Raw genomic sequence first — 15,828 nt, forward strand, 5'->3', positions numbered from 1 at the left:
GGGTTAACTTTTTGCTATGAAAAAAAAGCATCACCATACAAAGAAAGCTCCTTCAAAAAAATGGTCTGCCAAACTGCATTTGTGGTTTGGTTTGTCAGTTGGTATCATTGTATTCATAGTCTCTCTTACAGGGACTTTGTACATTTTTAAGGATGAAGTACAAAATAGTCTTCGTAAAGAAGCCATCTATGTAAAACCGAATGAGATCAATAAAAAACCCTTATCCATCGAGATTCTTCGTGAAAAAGTAAGTCTGGAGCTTAACGAGAAATATCCTGTAAGCTCAGTTGAAATCTCTTTGGATAAAAGTAAATCCTATCGTTTTTTATACTATGATAAGAGTAAGAAAGGATGGAATTATTTTCAACAGGTTCTCATCAATAAGCAGGTTTATGTCAATCAGTATACCGGAAACATTCTTGCTGTTTACAATGAAAAGTATGATGTATTCAATATTTTGAAGTATATCCACTGGGGACTTCTGCTCAACTCAGAATGGGGGCCCTACACTATAGGAATTCCAACTGTTCTTTTTATCATTATGCTGATTACAGGAATCATTTTATGGTGGCCGAAAAATAAAAATGCCAGAAAAGGACGTTTCTGGTTCAACTGGAAAAATGTAAAAAACTGGAAACGCAAAAACTATGACCTTCACAATGTATTGGGATTCTATGCCTCATTCATTGCCTTAATAATGAGTGTAACAGGAATTTACTTTGCCTATCCTTATGTAAAAAATACTTTTAACCTTGCCATATCCGGTTATTGGGAGCAGCCAAAAGAAAAGGAAATCAAATCCCCGGACTCATTGATGACAAAGAGGTCTGATATTTTTGATGTAACAGCCTTACAAACCGAAAAACTGTATGCAGGATCATCCAGTTTCAGAATTACCCTAAATGGAAAAAATAAAAAAGGAAAGGAACTCAAAAATCTTCCGGTCACGGTGTATGGTAAGGATGGAAGATTCAGTGAAAGAAACCTGCTTACTTTCGATAAATATTCAGGAAAACTACTAGCCAATAAACCTCATCACAAACTAAAAGCCGCAGAAAAATATGCGAATGCCAATTATGATGTCCACACCGGATCTTATTTCGGACTGTTTGGAAAAATCATCTGGTTTATCGCCGGTCTTATCTGCACCTCACTCCCTGTTACCGGATTTTTGGTCTGGTGGGGGAAAAGAAAGAAACAAGGAAAGAAAATATAATGAAAAAAGCAATTTTATCAGCTGCCAGTCTGGGAACTACAATCGTTTTTGGACAGGTAAAAGATACTTTACAAACCCAAAATGTGGATGAGGTTGTGATGACGGCTTCCAGAAAAAAGGAGAGCATTAAAGAGGTTCCCAGCTCGATCACAGTGGTTGGAGAAAAGCAAATTCAGTCTCAATTGACAGTTAATTCTGATATTACGAGCATTCTGCAATACACCGTTCCCAGTTTAGGAACGAATTCCGGCCAGACTTCCAACACCGGCCAGACATTAAGAGGTCGCCAGGTGCTAGTCTTAATAGACGGAATTCCTCAATCTACTCCCCTTCGAAACGGAGCAAGAGATCTAAGAGTGATTGATCCCTCAGCCATTGAAAGGGTTGAAGTCATTAAAGGAGCTTCTTCAATCTATGGAAACGGCGCAGACGGTGGTATCATCAATTATATTACAAAAAGAAATAAAACCGATAAAACTATTTCCGGGATTTCACAGATTGGCTTCACGGGGCAACGTTCAGGAGGGACTTTAGGAGTGAGAGCCAGCCAGCTTCTATCCGGAAAGATCAATAAATTTGACTATACTCTTTCCCTGGCCTACGAAAGAACAGGTTACATGAAAGATGCCAACAGAGTTTATTTAAGTCCAACATACAGCACTGCAAAAATGGATAACTACAACGGAATGTTGAAGTTAGGATATGACATCAATGAAAACCAAAGAATTGAAGCCTCTTATATCGGATATTCTTCAAAATCAAACCTGAACCTGGGATTACATACAGGAATATATGGTGTTGAGCCTACCATTGGTGAAGGACAGGGAAAAAGCCTGGAAACCACACCACAGGGAACACCAAAAAATCATAACATCAGGGTAAGTTATGATAATAAAAACCTGTTTAAGGGGACAGCATTGAATGTGAACCTTTATTATCAGGATTTTAAAACTGTATATGGATACAGTGATACCTTTTTCAACGGTGGACAGTCTAATGTTCTTTCTAAAAAGGCAGGTGCAAGATTCAATCTTGATACCCAGCTTTGGAATACTCAAAACTCGCAGGGAGAAATCATCTACGGAGTTGATATCCTGAACGATGAAACGGTACAGAAACTTGAAGATGGCCGTTTCTGGACTCCAAACATGAATATGACCAATATAGCCCCTTTCTTATTGGCAAAAATCGATCTGTTTAAAAAATTAACTATCAAAGGAGGGCTTCGATATGAAAATATCAAAGTAAATGTAGATGATTTCAACACACTTTCTGTTATTAAAAACAATGGAACATTTACACCTAGTATTCCGGTAGCAGGAGGAAAATTAAGTTATAATGCACTGGTAGGAAATATTGGATTACGCTACAATATTGAACCTTACATCAACCTTTTCGGAAGTTTCTCACAGGCCTACTCTATCAATGAATTGGGTAGAATTTTGAGAACCTCAACGTCTGAGACCATTAAAAACCTTGAAACAAAACCTATTATCGTAAACAATTACGAACTGGGAGCTACAGGACAGGTTTCAAGCTGGATGAATTATGAATTAACCTCTTATGTGAGCACCTCTAAGCTTGGAGCCACTTTTGTTCAGAGCGCAGACAGAGCCTTAACAATTAAAAGAGCACCGGAAATTATTTATGGAGTGGAAGGTTTTCTACACTTTACTCCTCTTAAATGGCTTCAGTTCGGAGGAAGCTATAGCTGGATGGAAGGAATTACTTCTCCTGATGATAATGGAAATTATTCAGCTAAAATCAATAACAGCAGAATTTCAGCACCTAAAGTACTTGCTTATGTGCAGGTGAGACCAATTCCACAAGCTTTCATTGGTATTGATATGCTTCACTCTTTTCAACAGAACAGATTTGAACTTGGGGCGAATAAACAATACACATACGGAGAAGGATTTGTTCCTGATTATACAGTCTTCAATCTAAAGATAGGCAGTGAAATCAATAAAAACTGGAAACTGTCAGTGGGAATTGAAAACTTTTTCAACAAACTGTATCAGCCATCAATTGCATGGTGGTCAGCAAGAGATAGCGAATTTGTGAATGCTCCGGGAACGAGAGGAACTCTGATTCTTGAATACAAATTTTAATTAATCTAAATAAAAAGTAAAGACTATCTTTGTGATACTTTAATTGTTATATGAAGAAAAATCATCATCACAAAAAGAAACCGGGATTCTTTAAAAAATGGTCTGCCAAACTCCATTTATGGTTTGGGCTGGTCATTGGATTTTTAATCTTTATTATCTCCGTTACAGGAGCTTTGTATGTCTTTAAGGATGAAGTGGAAAACTATACCCGAAAGGATGTAATCTACCATCATGAAGAGAATATTGAGCAAAAGCAGGTGCTTCCCATCAGAGCTATGGAAAAAGCTGTTGCCGAACAGGTAAAAGAGAAATATCCAATCCATTGGGTAAATGTACCTATAGACAAAAAGATGTCCTATATGTTCTTCTGGTATGAGCATAATACGGATGCCTGGAACTATTTTGATGAATTCCCTATCTACAAACAGGCTTATGTAAACCCTTATACCGGAAAGGTTCTCAGAGTGTATGATGAAAAGAACGGGTTTTTCAATATTGTTAAAATGATACACTGGAGCTATCTTCTGAAGCAGGACTGGGGAACGTATGTAGTAGGAATACCGGTTATCATTTTCATCATCATGCTCATTACCGGGATTGTTTTATGGTGGCCTAAAAATAAAGCGGCAAGAAAACAACGCTTCTCTTTTAAATGGAAAAACATTAAAAGCTGGAAAAGAAAGAATTATGACCTTCATAATGTCCTTGGCTTTTACGCTTCAATTTTCGCGCTGATCTTTTCAATCACAGGACTATTTTATGCATTTTTTGTCGTTCAGGCGATGATCTATGTAGTATTTTCCGGTGGAGAAACTCAGTATCCGGATTTTTCTCATATCAAAACAAAGGCTCCGATAGAAATGAGAACCGAGACTACTCTGGATAAGATCATCAGTACCGTTGAAAAAAAATACCCTGACTCCAATGGTTTTGCCATAGATCTTGGGCATGAACACATGGATGATCATGAGCATCCTAATTTTGAAGTCTATGTAAAACACCTGTCCTATTCTTATCACAAAAGCAGCAGTCTTATTTTTGATGAAAATTCAGGAGAATTGTTACATACCCATGATCCAAAGGATAAAAATTTCGGAGAAAAGGTGGTGAGTGCCAATTACGATATTCATGTGGGGGCTATTTTAGGGCTTCCAACGAAGATTATAGCTTTTATTGTAAGTCTTATCTGTGCTTCACTTCCGGTGACAGGTTTTATGATCTGGTGGGGAAGAAGAAAGAAAAAAACAGTAAAAACAGCTTAATCTTTTAAATAATACCAGGTTAATAAGCTATTAATACAATCTTTTTTATAATTTTAGCCCTTAGAATTTAATAATAGAAATGTCATTAATAGATTTATCAAAACAGGTTGCCCTTGGAGTTGACATCGGCGGAACCAATACCAAGTTCGGAATTGTAAACCACCGCGGTGAAGTTCTGGATAAAGGAAACCTTAGAACCGATGCCTATGATAAAGTAGAAGATTTCATCGACGCTTTATATGAGTATGCCTATCCTTTAATGGAAAAACATGGCTCAGAAAAGCACTTCGACGGAATTGGTGTAGGAGCTCCCAATGCCAACTATTACAAAGGAACAATAGAATTAGCCCCTAACCTACCCTGGAAAGGAGTCATTCCTTTTGCTGAGCTGATGACCGCAAAATTCAATTTGCCTTGTACGGTAACCAATGATGCTAATGCTGCTGCTTTGGGAGAAATGCTTTTCGGTGCTGCACGCGGAATGAAGGATTTTATCATGATTACCTTGGGAACAGGAGTAGGAAGCGGAATTATCGCCAATGGAAACCTCATCTACGGACACGATGGTTTTGCAGGAGAACTGGGACATACTATTGTAAAACCAGGGGGAAGGAAACACTGGAGCACAGGATCTGAAGGAAGTTTAGAAGCCTATGCTTCTGCAACAGGAATTACGATCACAGCTAAGAAAATGAGAGCAGAGTTCCCGGAATCTATGCTGAACCAATATCCTGAAGATGAGATCAATTCTAAAACCGTATACGAATGTGCGATGAAAGAAGACCCGATTGCTCTTGAAGTTTTCAGATATACAGGACAAAAACTAGGGGAAGCATTAGCTAATTTCGTGATGTTTTCTTCACCACAAGCTATTCTTTTATTTGGTGGAGTGATCAAAGCGGGAGACTTTATCTTAAAGCCTGCCAAACTTCACATGGAAAGGAATCTATTGCCTATCTTCAGAAATAAGGTAAAACTGGTATTCAGTGAGCTAAACGAAGCCGATGCTGCTATTTTGGGAGCAAGTGCTTTGGTTTGGGAAAAATAACTGATATACTTAATAATATATAAAGCGATCTCAATATGAGACCGCTTTTTTTTGCCACTAATACACGAATGATTAAATTCTATTCGTGAATTCGTGGCAAAAAAAATCTTCTATACAGACTGGCAATTCTCTTTGTTTCATTCGGATTATCTATCAAAACAATTCATGAGATCCGTATCGAAATCCATAAAGTTTTTCTTATTTTTGATTAGCATTTTCTGCAGTCCTCGAGACTCAAAAAGATGCAATAAAACAATATAATTACCAAAAATGGATAACAATAATTTAGAAACCATCGTTTTCGGTGGCGGGTGCTTCTGGTGTGTAGAAAGCTGTTTCAATCTGTTAAAAGGCGTTGATGCTGCCATCTCAGGATATTCTGGCGGTCACAAAGACAATCCTACTTATCAGGAGGTGTGTACCGGTGAAACAGGCCATGCAGAAGTTGTGCAGATCACTTATAATCCTTCCATAATTTCCTACGAACAATTAATGGATGTTTTCTTCTTCCTACATGATCCCACTCAACTCAACAGACAAGGGAATGATATCGGGACACAATATCGTTCCGTAATTTACTATAAAGATACTGCTGAAAAACAAAAGGCAGAGCAAGCAATCCAGTTATCTCAGGCATCAGGAAGATGGGCCGGAACTTATGTAACTGAACTGGCTCCACTTGAAAAATTCTGGCCGGCAGAACAGTATCATCAGGGATATTACAATGAAAATCCTACACAACCTTACTGTAGTGCCGTAGTAGGTCCTAAGATCCAGAAGTTTAAAAAGTATTTTGGAGAACTGGGAATGCTGAATGCAGAGTAAACATAAAACAGTATAACCATAATAGTATGATTCAATTTATTTTAATGCTTTTGGGCTTGGCATTTCCAAACAATAATGCCAATGCAATAACAAGTGATAACAATCAATTAATAACTTACTCTGTAGTACCGCCTAGCTATGATGGTGGACCTGTAACAGGAGAGACTGGGCAAACACCACCACCAAGAAAATAGCACCTCAGCATAAAAAATATGATTCAATTTATTTTGGTCTTATTAGTACTTACATTTTTAAATAATGAATCTTTATTGATACAGCGGGATATTCTATATTCCGCTTTTTTTTGCTCAATATCCTGCATATTTTTCAATAATGTAAATTGTTGAAGCTCTTAATTCTCTCCCTGTATCAGGGTCTACTCCATCCATGGTAAAAAACTCAACATTTCCATTAAACTTTGAGTACCAAGTAGTACCTAAAGCATTATCTACAGTAAGAGTATCCCTTCTTGTAATCCGTTTAAAATATCTCAATTGGATAGTATCTTTCGGAATAAGACTACGTTGAGGGTTCTTATCTTCACAATTGGCCAACTTATACTCATTATCATCCCAAAACATACAACTTCTTTCATCAGCAGATGCACCAAAAAAGCTTAATGGTGTACTGTTCTTACTTCTTGATGAATAATAATTTCCAACTAATACACTTATCACCAGAAAAGCTCCGGCTATCCCCAGTCCGTTTTGCTTAACAAACTCCGGCATTTTGAAATGCTGCTCGTTGGTAATATTGATAATAATATTAGACAGCTTTTCTGGCAATGACTCTTCATGTTCATCTACCTTAATTTTTACTGTTGTTTTATTAGTACCCTCATCTTTTTTCACAAATGTTCTGGAAAAGTCATTAAAGTTTTCATATCCTAAATATTGACTAAGCTTATCAAGAATTTTTCCATCCCTTATATTAGGCTCTCCATTATCACGTATACAGTCATCATAATATCGGCTAAATGTCTTTTTATTAATTATAAACCCCCAATTTTTCTCGATACAATCTGAAAGTTCAAAAGACCATCCATGCTTTGTATCTACACTTGGAAAGTCTTCGCGTGCTTTTCTGAACACCTCATGAATTAGTAGTTTTTTCTTGGACATATATAGTTTTTTGAATCTTTACAAAATAGGCGATTATCAATCATACCACATTACGGATTTCCATAAAGCCCACATTGTCCAATTCGTGTCCATCAATGTCCAAAACGTGACTAACACCTGCGTCATCCTTTGTCGCATCTTTGCTTCAGAAAATCAGTGAAAAACAAAACATTACAAAAACAAATTTACAAAACTGATTTCAAAATCACCAGATAAAACGGAGGTAAAACTCCGGGTTGGGAAGCAGATGTTTCTCCTCCGTTTTTGAAGGTTCACTTCCCAAAAAATTTAGAAGCGCTTCAATTTTTTTAATCGTGTACCCCTATCTGCGATCTGTTTCGCAGGGAAGAACACGAATGCTTTAACCATAAATTTTTTGAACAATGATCCAGTTTATCATGATGCTATTTTTAGCATTTACAAATAATAACGTCAATACACACTATAACAACAGTCCAAAATCCAATATCACAACATTCAGTGCCAAAGAAGATCCGGATGCGGAAACAGGTGATGGTAATGGAAACGGCCATGGAAGTGGAGGCAATACCACAGGAAATACAGGACAGACTCCTCCTCCCTATGCTTTACCATAACAAATAAACAAAGGATAGATTGTAAAAATCTATCCTTTTTCTTATTTTGCATTCTAAACTGAAGTCATGAAAAAAAGTTTTTTATTTATTGTTGTCCTCACAACTCTTTTTTTCTGTTCCGAAAAAAGACCTGCAACAAAAATATCCCAAACCCAGAATGCATATTATCTAAAAGCAAGAGAATTCAGAGATAAAAAAATTTCCGACTCCGCTTTTTATTATTACAACCTTGCCAAAGATGAATATTTAAAGATCAACGATTCTATTGGAGCTGCCGAATCATTAATTAACATGGCTATTATTCAAACATATTATGGAGATTTTTATGGCAGTATAGAATCCTCATCAGAAGCCAATACTTTCCTAAAAGATGAGAAAGACAGTATTACCAGAAGAGATCTGTCTTCCAGTTACAATAATATGGGAATTGCTTCTGCATTTCTATACAATCAGGATAGTGCCATTACTTTTTATCAATATGCTTTAAAATACAACGATGATGATGATAAGAAATATATCTATTATAACAATCTCGGGAATGCTCTTATAAGTCAAAAGAACTTCAAACTTGCCCAAAAATATTTAAACTATGCAGTTTTATCTAAAAACCATGAAAATAGAGCAAGAGCAATTAATAATTTAGCAAGAGCCAAATTCACTGCAGACAATAGCTATAATCCTTTACCAGAATATTATGCAGCACTAGAAATAAGAGAAAAAGACAACAACCTGGATGGCCTCAATTCAAGTTATGGAACCTTGGCAGATTATTTTTTTTCAAAGGATAAAGAGAAGTCTCTTATATATGCTAAAAAAATGCTGCAAACAGCTACCACAATTAATAATCCTGAAGATCAGCTGCAAGCCTTACAGAAAATTATTATCATCGATAAAAATAATTACAACAAATATTTTGAAAAATTTCAGTCTATTAATGACAGCATACAGATTTCGAGAAATAAAGCTAAAAACCAGTTTGCCTATTTCCGATATGGCCTGGAAAAAGAAAAAGCTGAAAATCAGACCTTAAAATATCAGAAAGCAGAGAAAGAAGTACAGCTTCTTCAACGGAATATTGGCTTAGGAGCCCTATCTCTACTTCTTATAGGTGGTTTTGTATACTATAAAAGAAGGAAGAAAAGGCTACAACGAGAAAATGAATTAAAGATTAAAGAAAACGAGCTCAAAATATCAAAAAAGGTCCATGATGTAGTGGCTAATGGTATTTATCAGGTAATGACAAAAATTGAAAATCAGGAGAACTTTGATAAGGACAAAGCTTTGGATGAACTGGAATTTGTTTACGAAAAGTCCAGGGATATTTCCTATGAAAAGGCGGATATCGGTGACACCGTTGAATTTGCCGAAAAAATATTCAACCTCATTAGCTCCTTTACGAGCGACCATGTAAAGCCCTTCCTTACCGGAAACAGTCAAAATCTGTGGGATGATGTAAGTGGAGCAGTTCAAAGTGAAATTTTTCAGATCATCCGTGAACTGTTGGTGAATATGAAAAAGCACAGTCAGGCCAGCCTTGTAGTTTTTAAATTTGAAAGAAAAAATAACCTCATACATATCCAATATAAAGACAATGGCATTGGTATCCCGGAAAATATTATCCATGGAAAGGGATTATCAAATACGGTTTCCCGTATTGAAAAGATAGAGGGGACCATTATTTTTGACAATAAAACAGAAAAAGGGTTGAAAATCTATATTTCATTCCCCACATCTTAAAATCATAAAGAAATGTTCAAAAAAATTTTAATAGCCGAAGACCACGAAAGCAGCAGTATTTCTGTACAGAGAACACTGGAAGACCTTACTATTTCCAATACGGATTATGTGTATTATTGTGATGATGCAGTAGCCAAAATTCAAAAGTCCATTCGGGAAAATGATTTATATGACTTGTTGATTACTGACCTCTCTTTTGAGGAAGATCACCATGAACAAAAGATTAAAGATGGCAAAGAACTTATTAAAACTATAAAAGAACTACAGCCCACTCTGAAAACGATTGTCTTTTCTGCAGAGCACAAATCCGGGATTATCAATTCCCTTTTTACAGAATATGGAATCAATGGTTTTGTTCGAAAGGCCAGAAATGATGCTAAAGACCTTAAAAAAGCAATTTCTTCGGTATATGAAGGTAAAAATTATCTGTCCCTTGATCTTAAACAGGAAGTTAAAAAGCTAAACAGTTATGAATTTTCAGAATACGATATCACCCTTGTTTCTCTCCTCTCACAAGGTGTTCTTCAAAAAAACATTCCTGTGTATCTTCAGAATAACAATATAAAACCCAATAGTCTTAGCAGTGTAGAGAAGAAACTGAACAGCCTGAAAGAAGAACTTGGCATCACCAATAACGAACAGCTTGTTGCTTTTTGTAAAGATCTGGGAATTATTTAGATTAAAAATACCTCACCTTTTATAGAACCTTTCAAAATTTTGAAAGGTTCTTTTTGTTGTTACGGTTTCCCGTAAGGATAGGCTTATAAAGGGTCATACTTTTGGAATATAAAAAAGAACATCATGGATCTTAAGATTAAACTTGAGCAACTACAACAAAAAGTAATAGCATTAAAAGATCAGATTGCTACCGAAGAAGCAACTAAAAATGCTTTTGTAATGCCCTTTATACAAATTTTAGGGTATGATATATTTAATCCCACAGAAGTTGTTCCTGAACACATTTGTGATATTGGAACAAAAAAAAGGGGAAAAAGTAGATTATGTGATTAAAAACAATGACGAGCCTATTTTTATCATTGAATGTAAGCATTGGAAAGAAAATGCAGATGCTCATAATTCTCAGCTTCACAGATATTATCATGTTTCCAAAACAAGATTTGGAGTTCTTACCAACGGTATTATTTATAATTTCTATACTGATCTTGAGAAACCTAATATTATGGATGAAAAACCATTTTTCACTATAAATATTGAAGACTTAAAAGACAGTTCCATTAAGATTCTTGAAAACTTTACCAAGAAAGACTATAATCTTGAAAGTATTTTAGATTCTGCAGAGGCCCTAAAATATATTAAGGCTATCAGAAAAGAATTTGAAAAAGAAATTGAAACTCCTTCTGATGAAATCGTAAAACTTTTAGTAAACAGATTCTTTGATAAGCCTATTACAGCGAATAGATTACTTTCTTTTAAAGAGTATACAAAAAAGGCATTGACAACCTCTATCAATGAATCTATTAGCTTTAGACTTAAGTCTGCTCTGAGTATAAATGAACAGATTGAAAAACAAGATGATGATCTAAAAACATCTCAGCCTATTGATGAGAATAATGATTCTAAAATTGTTACCACTGAAGAAGAACTTGAAGGATTTCAAATTGTAAAAGCGATTATGAGAGAAAAGCTTCCCTCAACACGCATAGCCTATAGAGACACATTATCCTATTTTGGAATTTTACTGGATGACAATAACAGAAAACCGCTTTGCAGGCTTCACTTTAATACCGCAAATAAATATATTGAAACATTCCATAATGGAAAGGATTCTGGTGAAAAGACCCTACTCAACAGCCTTGATGATATCTATAATTTTAGAGAAGAACTTCACAAAACTTTAGAAAACTATTAACATTACAACAATAAAATGCTCTTCAATAACCATGAAAACTATTTTTATATAACAAAAAACAAATACTATGAAAAAACTACTTTTTACAGGTCTCCTAGGCCTTGGACTTTTATTACCTACTAACTTTTCAGCCTCTACATCCAGCATTACTTCAACAAAAGAATTACTTACCAAAAACCCAAGAAAAGGAAAAACAAAAACCAGCAGAAAAAACAGGTCAACAAGATCAAGCTATTCTTCTCCAAGATCTTATTCTTCGAGTTCCAGAAGTAAGGGATGTACCTATAACGGTAACCAATTGTACGTTGGCTCAAGAGGAGGTTGTTATTATTACTCCGGAAACAGTAAACAATATGTAGATCGTTCTTATTGTTCTGGCTGCAACTAAACAAAAAAGAAAAAACTAAAAACACTCAATATATCAACATCAGTAAAAAGCGAAGAAAATCTTCGCTTTTTTTAGTATTTTCGGGAACTAAATTCTAATAATATGATCCAGCTTTTATTAACATTACTAGGTCTAGTATTTCCTGGTAACAATGTAAATGCCATTACTATTTCCCAAGGTTCCCCTATACTACAAAACACGAATATTGGGGAAGAATTAGATACGGGAGGAGATACAATTCAAGTTCCACCTAAAAAATAATAACGATGATACAATTCTTATTAATCTTGTTAGGATTCATAGATCCAAACAGCAATGCAAATACAACAAATATTGACCCGGTTACAATAACGGCTAATAGCATAAGTATTGGAAATCATCTTGATACCAGCGGAGAAACAACCCAAACACCTCCTAAAAAATAATTATTCAATCTTAATTCAACAGTTATGATACAGCTTATCTTAATGGTATTGGGATTTATATGCCCAAATAACAATATGCCTAATGATGTTCAACCATCAATAACAATACAATCCACGGAAAATCCAGGAGAAGGGATTGATACCGGAGGTGATACAGGTCCTGTACGCCCTCCTAAAATATAATATAAGAACTATGATACAATTTTTATTAATACTGTTAGGGATTAGTCTCCCGAATAACAATATGTATAATAATAGCCAAACCTGTATGACAATTTCAAACAGTAAAGATTTGGGAGATGCGCTTGATACGGGAGGAGAAACACAACCAATTCCTCCTAAAAAATAAAATAATAAACACTTATAATAATGATTCAATTTATTTTAATGCTATTTAGCCTAGTAGGTTCTGGAGAGAATACTACTACAATCAAATCAGGTTTTGAAAATGTAAAAGAAGTTACTGAGGTTCAGGATGGAGGTCCTGTTACGGGTAATACTGGACAAACTCCTCCTCCATTCAATAACCAACTATAATCTGTAAAGCAATAAAGAAGGCATCTCATCCGAGACGCCTTCTTTATTTTATTTCCTAATCATTTCCGTATGCGGAATATCATCTTCCAGATATTTCTTTCCGGTATCTTCAAAACCAAAATCACCATAGAACTTCAGCAGATAATCCTGCGCTGAAATTCTGATCTCAGAAGTATGAAAACGATTTTCTATCGTATCAACAGCATATTTGATCAACAGCTTACCTAAGCTTTTTCCTCTAGCCTTCTCCGTTGTTAATACCCTTCCAATAGAAGTTTCATCATATTTTATTCCTTTATCAAAAATACGGCAGTATGCAAGTACTTCCCCATTTTCTTCTGCCCAGATATGAACCGCTTTCTGGTCATAATTATCAAGGTCGGGATAAGGACAGTTTTGCTCAATAACAAAAACATCAATACGGGCCTTCAATACAGCATATAGCTCAGGCACCGTAAATTCATCAAAAGTTTTGATTTTCCAGATCATATTATTACTCATCGAAGCTTACACTATTTTGAATTAAAAAATCATTCGTTGTGTCTATAAACTTCAGAATCTCATCACCACCTGTTTTCTTTTCAGCGGAAGTAATATATAATTCAGGAAGATCCTCCCATGTTTTGTGCAGTTCCGATTTATAATTTTCAAAGTTTTTAATAACCTCGCCTGGCTTTAACTTATCTGACTTGGTAAAAACAATTGAAAAAGGAACCCCACTCTCCCCACACCACTGGATGAATTCCAGATCAATCTTTTGCGGATTGTGTCTTGAATCTACCAACACAAAAAGATTCACCAAATTTCTCCTGTTCAGAATATAGTTGGTAATCAGCTTTTCAAAATCCTTTCTCAGAGACTTTGAAACTTTTGCATACCCATATCCCGGTAAATCGGTAAGGTACCAATTTTCATTCACTAGAAAATGATTAATCAGCTGAGTTTTTCCGGGAGTCTGTGATGTTTTGGCCAAATCCTTATGATTCATCATGGCGTTGATCAATGAAGACTTTCCTACATTGGATCTTCCGATAAAAGCATATTCAGGAAGATTAGCTTCAGGACAATCCTGCCATTTTCCACTACTTTTTACAAACGTTGCTGTCTTAATAATCATTTTGAATATATTTTAGAAAAATAAACCATTAAGAAAAGCTCTTAATGGTCATTTATATGTTTTAAACTTTATCTTTTACCCAGTTGTATAGGATTTCATTAAATTCTTCTGGTTTTTCCATCATGGCAGCATGACCACAATGATCTATCCAGAACAAGTCCGAATTAGGAATAAACTTATGCATATCCTCAGCCACTTCTGGCGGAGTTACATTATCCTGTTTTCCCCAGATCAGACATGTTGGCGTCAGGATCTTCGGAAGATCGTTCAGCATATTGTGTTTGATGGCACTCCTGGCCAGCATTACCGTTTTTATTCCTTTCATTCTGTCATTCACTACAGCAAAAACTTCATCTACAAGATCTTCAGTAGCAACTTTCGGGTCATAAAAAACCTCTTCTGTTTTCTTTCTGATATAAGATCTGTCATTCTTTCTTGGAAAACTGTCACCGAAAGTTCTTTCATACAAGCCTGAACTACCCGTAAGAACCAGATTCTTTACCAGATCAGGTCTAGCCAAGGTCAAAATAAGCCCTACATGTCCCCCCATTGAATTTCCAACAATGGTAACAGGTTCTGAAATATGACTTTCTATAAACTTGATGATATATTTCGCGATAGTGGTAAGATTCGTATTGAGTACTGGTAAATCATAGATAGGCAACTGAGGAACATATACTTTGAATCCTCTGTCCGAAAAAAAATCTACCATTTTATCGAAATTACTCAAACCACCCATTAACCCGTGCAACAGCACTAATGGACGTCCTTCCCCAGCCTCTACATAGGAATATTTCTTTTCTTTTTTTGTACTAAATATCATATAATGCCTTAATAAAGCCTTGCAAAAATACAAATTAAACCTCAAAAATATTTTGATTATCCTAATTTAAGATAAAAATAATATAATATTCTCCTTTTTAACTTTTTTTTTCAAAATCCCTTTATTATGGCCTAAATAACAGTTTTAACAACCGCCTACATATCAATTAATTACATTCTTATAACTCAATCTTTAATAAAACTTATTAACATTGAGTCAAAAAGTGGGAAAAAGTGGGAAATTTTGGAAATTATTATATAAATTTGTCCCAAATGAAAAATTTCATTGGAACATATGAGTGTAAAATTGACGACAAAGGCCGCTTAAAAGTCCCTTCATCTTTAATCAAACAGATGGAAAACTTCGAAGACAAGGCGTTTGTAGTCAAAAGATCTGTGTTCCAACCTTGTCTGGAGGTCTATCCAATGAATGCATGGGATAAACTGATGGGCAAAATTAATAAACTGAACAGATTCATAAAAAAGAATGCTGATTTCATACGAATGTTTACGGCAGGAGTAAAAACAGTAGAATTGGATAATGCAGGAAGACTGCAGATTTCAAAAGACCTGACCACTTTCGCAAATCTTCAGAAAGATATTGTGATTACCAGTGCAGGAGAACTCTTTGAAATTTGGGATAAAGATGCCTACGAACAGGTAATTTCCACCAATGAAATTGATTTTGCCAGCCTTGCCGAAGATGTAATGGGCTCTTTCGATGAAGAATAGCTGTAGCGGTTATTAAAGATT

The 15,828-nt window shown here is 35.4% G+C and carries 18 protein-coding genes and 1 pseudogene; 15 read left to right on the forward strand and 4 right to left on the reverse strand.

Annotation, left to right across the window (positions count from 1 at the left end):
* Positions 1-16: 16 nt before the first annotated feature.
* The 6 genes from WH267_RS20900 to WH267_RS20925 all read left to right on the forward strand — a co-directional run bounded on the left by WH267_RS20900 (position 17) and on the right by WH267_RS20925 (position 6,656).
* Entirely contained in the window at positions 17-1,216 is a 1,200-nt protein-coding gene (locus WH267_RS20900) for a PepSY-associated TM helix domain-containing protein (RefSeq protein WP_340010749.1), read from the forward strand.
* Entirely contained in the window at positions 1,216-3,327 is a 2,112-nt protein-coding gene (locus tag WH267_RS20905) for a TonB-dependent receptor (RefSeq protein WP_340010750.1), read from the forward strand. Before WH267_RS20900 ends, WH267_RS20905 begins: the two co-directional genes overlap by 1 nt.
* Positions 3,328-3,377: 50 nt before the next feature.
* A complete protein-coding gene (locus WH267_RS20910) occupies positions 3,378-4,589 on the forward strand; it encodes a PepSY-associated TM helix domain-containing protein (RefSeq protein WP_123320161.1) in 1,212 nt (403 codons plus the stop codon).
* Positions 4,590-4,668: 79 nt separating this feature from the next.
* Positions 4,669-5,637: an ROK family protein gene (locus WH267_RS20915; protein ID WP_123320162.1), complete on the forward strand. Its 969-nt coding sequence runs from the start codon at positions 4,669-4,671 to the stop codon at positions 5,635-5,637.
* Between the two features lie 270 nt (positions 5,638-5,907).
* Entirely contained in the window at positions 5,908-6,462 is a 555-nt protein-coding gene (gene msrA, locus WH267_RS20920) for a peptide-methionine (S)-S-oxide reductase MsrA (RefSeq protein WP_340010752.1), read from the forward strand.
* 44 nt (positions 6,463-6,506) lie between these two features.
* Positions 6,507-6,656 carry a hypothetical protein gene (locus WH267_RS20925; protein WP_340010753.1) on the forward strand — a complete coding sequence of 50 codons (150 nt, stop codon included), beginning with the start codon at positions 6,507-6,509 and terminating at the stop codon, positions 6,654-6,656.
* A 114-nt stretch (positions 6,657-6,770) separates the two neighbouring features.
* Here WH267_RS20925 and WH267_RS20930 read toward each other — a convergent pair whose 3' ends face one another.
* A complete protein-coding gene (locus WH267_RS20930; protein WP_340010754.1) occupies positions 6,771-7,583 on the reverse strand; it encodes a hypothetical protein in 813 nt (270 codons plus the stop codon).
* A gap of 383 nt (positions 7,584-7,966) precedes the next feature.
* Between WH267_RS20930 and WH267_RS20935 the strand changes: the two genes are divergently transcribed.
* From WH267_RS20935 to WH267_RS20970, 8 genes and pseudogenes are all read left to right on the forward strand, one after another.
* Entirely contained in the window at positions 7,967-8,179 is a 213-nt protein-coding gene (locus WH267_RS20935; protein ID WP_340010755.1) for a hypothetical protein, read from the forward strand.
* Positions 8,180-8,245: 66 nt separating this feature from the next.
* Complete coding sequence (locus WH267_RS20940) at positions 8,246-9,916, forward strand: tetratricopeptide repeat-containing sensor histidine kinase (protein ID WP_340010756.1); 1,671 nt, start codon at positions 8,246-8,248, stop codon at positions 9,914-9,916.
* A 12-nt stretch (positions 9,917-9,928) separates the two neighbouring features.
* Positions 9,929-10,594, forward strand: a complete 666-nt coding sequence (locus WH267_RS20945; protein ID WP_115972045.1) for a response regulator — start codon at positions 9,929-9,931, stop codon at positions 10,592-10,594.
* 123 nt (positions 10,595-10,717) lie between these two features.
* A pseudogene (locus WH267_RS20950) lies at positions 10,718-11,786 on the forward strand (type I restriction endonuclease).
* 67 nt (positions 11,787-11,853) lie between these two features.
* Positions 11,854-12,174: a hypothetical protein gene (locus WH267_RS20955; RefSeq protein WP_340010757.1), complete on the forward strand. Its 321-nt coding sequence runs from the start codon at positions 11,854-11,856 to the stop codon at positions 12,172-12,174.
* A 266-nt stretch (positions 12,175-12,440) separates the two neighbouring features.
* Positions 12,441-12,599 carry a hypothetical protein gene (locus tag WH267_RS20960; protein WP_340010759.1) on the forward strand — a complete coding sequence of 53 codons (159 nt, stop codon included), beginning with the start codon at positions 12,441-12,443 and terminating at the stop codon, positions 12,597-12,599.
* A 24-nt stretch (positions 12,600-12,623) separates the two neighbouring features.
* A complete protein-coding gene (locus tag WH267_RS20965; RefSeq protein WP_340010760.1) occupies positions 12,624-12,782 on the forward strand; it encodes a hypothetical protein in 159 nt (52 codons plus the stop codon).
* 204 nt (positions 12,783-12,986) lie between these two features.
* Positions 12,987-13,136 carry a hypothetical protein gene (locus tag WH267_RS20970; RefSeq protein ID WP_340010762.1) on the forward strand — a complete coding sequence of 50 codons (150 nt, stop codon included), beginning with the start codon at positions 12,987-12,989 and terminating at the stop codon, positions 13,134-13,136.
* A gap of 48 nt (positions 13,137-13,184) precedes the next feature.
* Here WH267_RS20970 and WH267_RS20975 read toward each other — a convergent pair whose 3' ends face one another.
* The 3 genes from WH267_RS20975 to WH267_RS20985 all read right to left on the reverse strand — a co-directional run bounded on the left by WH267_RS20975 (position 13,185) and on the right by WH267_RS20985 (position 15,076).
* Positions 13,185-13,637: a GNAT family N-acetyltransferase gene (locus WH267_RS20975; RefSeq protein ID WP_340010763.1), complete on the reverse strand. Its 453-nt coding sequence runs from the start codon at positions 13,635-13,637 to the stop codon at positions 13,185-13,187.
* Positions 13,630-14,253, reverse strand: a complete 624-nt coding sequence (gene yihA / locus WH267_RS20980; protein ID WP_340010766.1) for a ribosome biogenesis GTP-binding protein YihA/YsxC — start codon at positions 14,251-14,253, stop codon at positions 13,630-13,632. The genes WH267_RS20975 and yihA overlap by 8 nt, the downstream gene beginning before the upstream one ends.
* 61 nt (positions 14,254-14,314) lie before the next feature.
* Positions 14,315-15,076, reverse strand: coding sequence for an alpha/beta fold hydrolase (locus tag WH267_RS20985; RefSeq protein ID WP_115972052.1), 762 nt, complete (start codon positions 15,074-15,076; stop codon positions 14,315-14,317).
* 272 nt (positions 15,077-15,348) lie between these two features.
* Here WH267_RS20985 and mraZ point away from each other — a divergent pair, with 272 nt between their 5' ends.
* Positions 15,349-15,807 (forward strand): division/cell wall cluster transcriptional repressor MraZ, encoded by a 459-nt coding sequence (gene mraZ / locus WH267_RS20990; RefSeq protein ID WP_123320173.1) that lies wholly within the window; start codon positions 15,349-15,351, stop codon positions 15,805-15,807.
* Positions 15,808-15,828: the final 21 nt, after the last annotated feature.

The organism is Chryseobacterium sp. MYb328 (assembly GCF_037572595.1).
In the GTDB taxonomy this organism is placed as follows: domain Bacteria; phylum Bacteroidota; class Bacteroidia; order Flavobacteriales; family Weeksellaceae; genus Chryseobacterium; species Chryseobacterium pennae.

Bases quoted from the DNA above. Each gene is read 5' to 3' on its own strand.
- WH267_RS20945 (WP_115972045.1), top strand. From the start codon at position 9,929: ATGTTCAAAAAAATTTTAATAGCCGAAGACCACGAAAGCAGCAGTATT.
- WH267_RS20925 (WP_340010753.1), top strand. From the start codon at position 6,507: ATGCTTTTGGGCTTGGCATTTCCAAACAATAATGCCAATGCAATAACA.
- WH267_RS20985 (WP_115972052.1), bottom strand. From the start codon at position 15,076: ATGATATTTAGTACAAAAAAAGAAAAGAAATATTCCTATGTAGAGGCT.
- WH267_RS20935 (WP_340010755.1), top strand. From the start codon at position 7,967: ATGATCCAGTTTATCATGATGCTATTTTTAGCATTTACAAATAATAAC.
- WH267_RS20900 (WP_340010749.1), top strand. From the start codon at position 17: ATGAAAAAAAAGCATCACCATACAAAGAAAGCTCCTTCAAAAAAATGG.
- WH267_RS20970 (WP_340010762.1), top strand. From the start codon at position 12,987: ATGCTATTTAGCCTAGTAGGTTCTGGAGAGAATACTACTACAATCAAA.
- WH267_RS20960 (WP_340010759.1), top strand. From the start codon at position 12,441: ATGATACAATTCTTATTAATCTTGTTAGGATTCATAGATCCAAACAGC.
- WH267_RS20975 (WP_340010763.1), bottom strand. From the start codon at position 13,637: ATGAGTAATAATATGATCTGGAAAATCAAAACTTTTGATGAATTTACG.
- WH267_RS20955 (WP_340010757.1), top strand. From the start codon at position 11,854: ATGAAAAAACTACTTTTTACAGGTCTCCTAGGCCTTGGACTTTTATTA.
- WH267_RS20930 (WP_340010754.1), bottom strand. From the start codon at position 7,583: ATGTCCAAGAAAAAACTACTAATTCATGAGGTGTTCAGAAAAGCACGC.
- WH267_RS20915 (WP_123320162.1), top strand. From the start codon at position 4,669: ATGTCATTAATAGATTTATCAAAACAGGTTGCCCTTGGAGTTGACATC.
- WH267_RS20965 (WP_340010760.1), top strand. From the start codon at position 12,624: ATGATACAGCTTATCTTAATGGTATTGGGATTTATATGCCCAAATAAC.
- WH267_RS20910 (WP_123320161.1), top strand. From the start codon at position 3,378: ATGAAGAAAAATCATCATCACAAAAAGAAACCGGGATTCTTTAAAAAA.
- WH267_RS20940 (WP_340010756.1), top strand. From the start codon at position 8,246: ATGAAAAAAAGTTTTTTATTTATTGTTGTCCTCACAACTCTTTTTTTC.
- WH267_RS20905 (WP_340010750.1), top strand. From the start codon at position 1,216: ATGAAAAAAGCAATTTTATCAGCTGCCAGTCTGGGAACTACAATCGTT.
- msrA (WP_340010752.1), top strand. From the start codon at position 5,908: ATGGATAACAATAATTTAGAAACCATCGTTTTCGGTGGCGGGTGCTTC.
- yihA (WP_340010766.1), bottom strand. From the start codon at position 14,253: ATGATTATTAAGACAGCAACGTTTGTAAAAAGTAGTGGAAAATGGCAG.
- mraZ (WP_123320173.1), top strand. From the start codon at position 15,349: ATGAAAAATTTCATTGGAACATATGAGTGTAAAATTGACGACAAAGGC.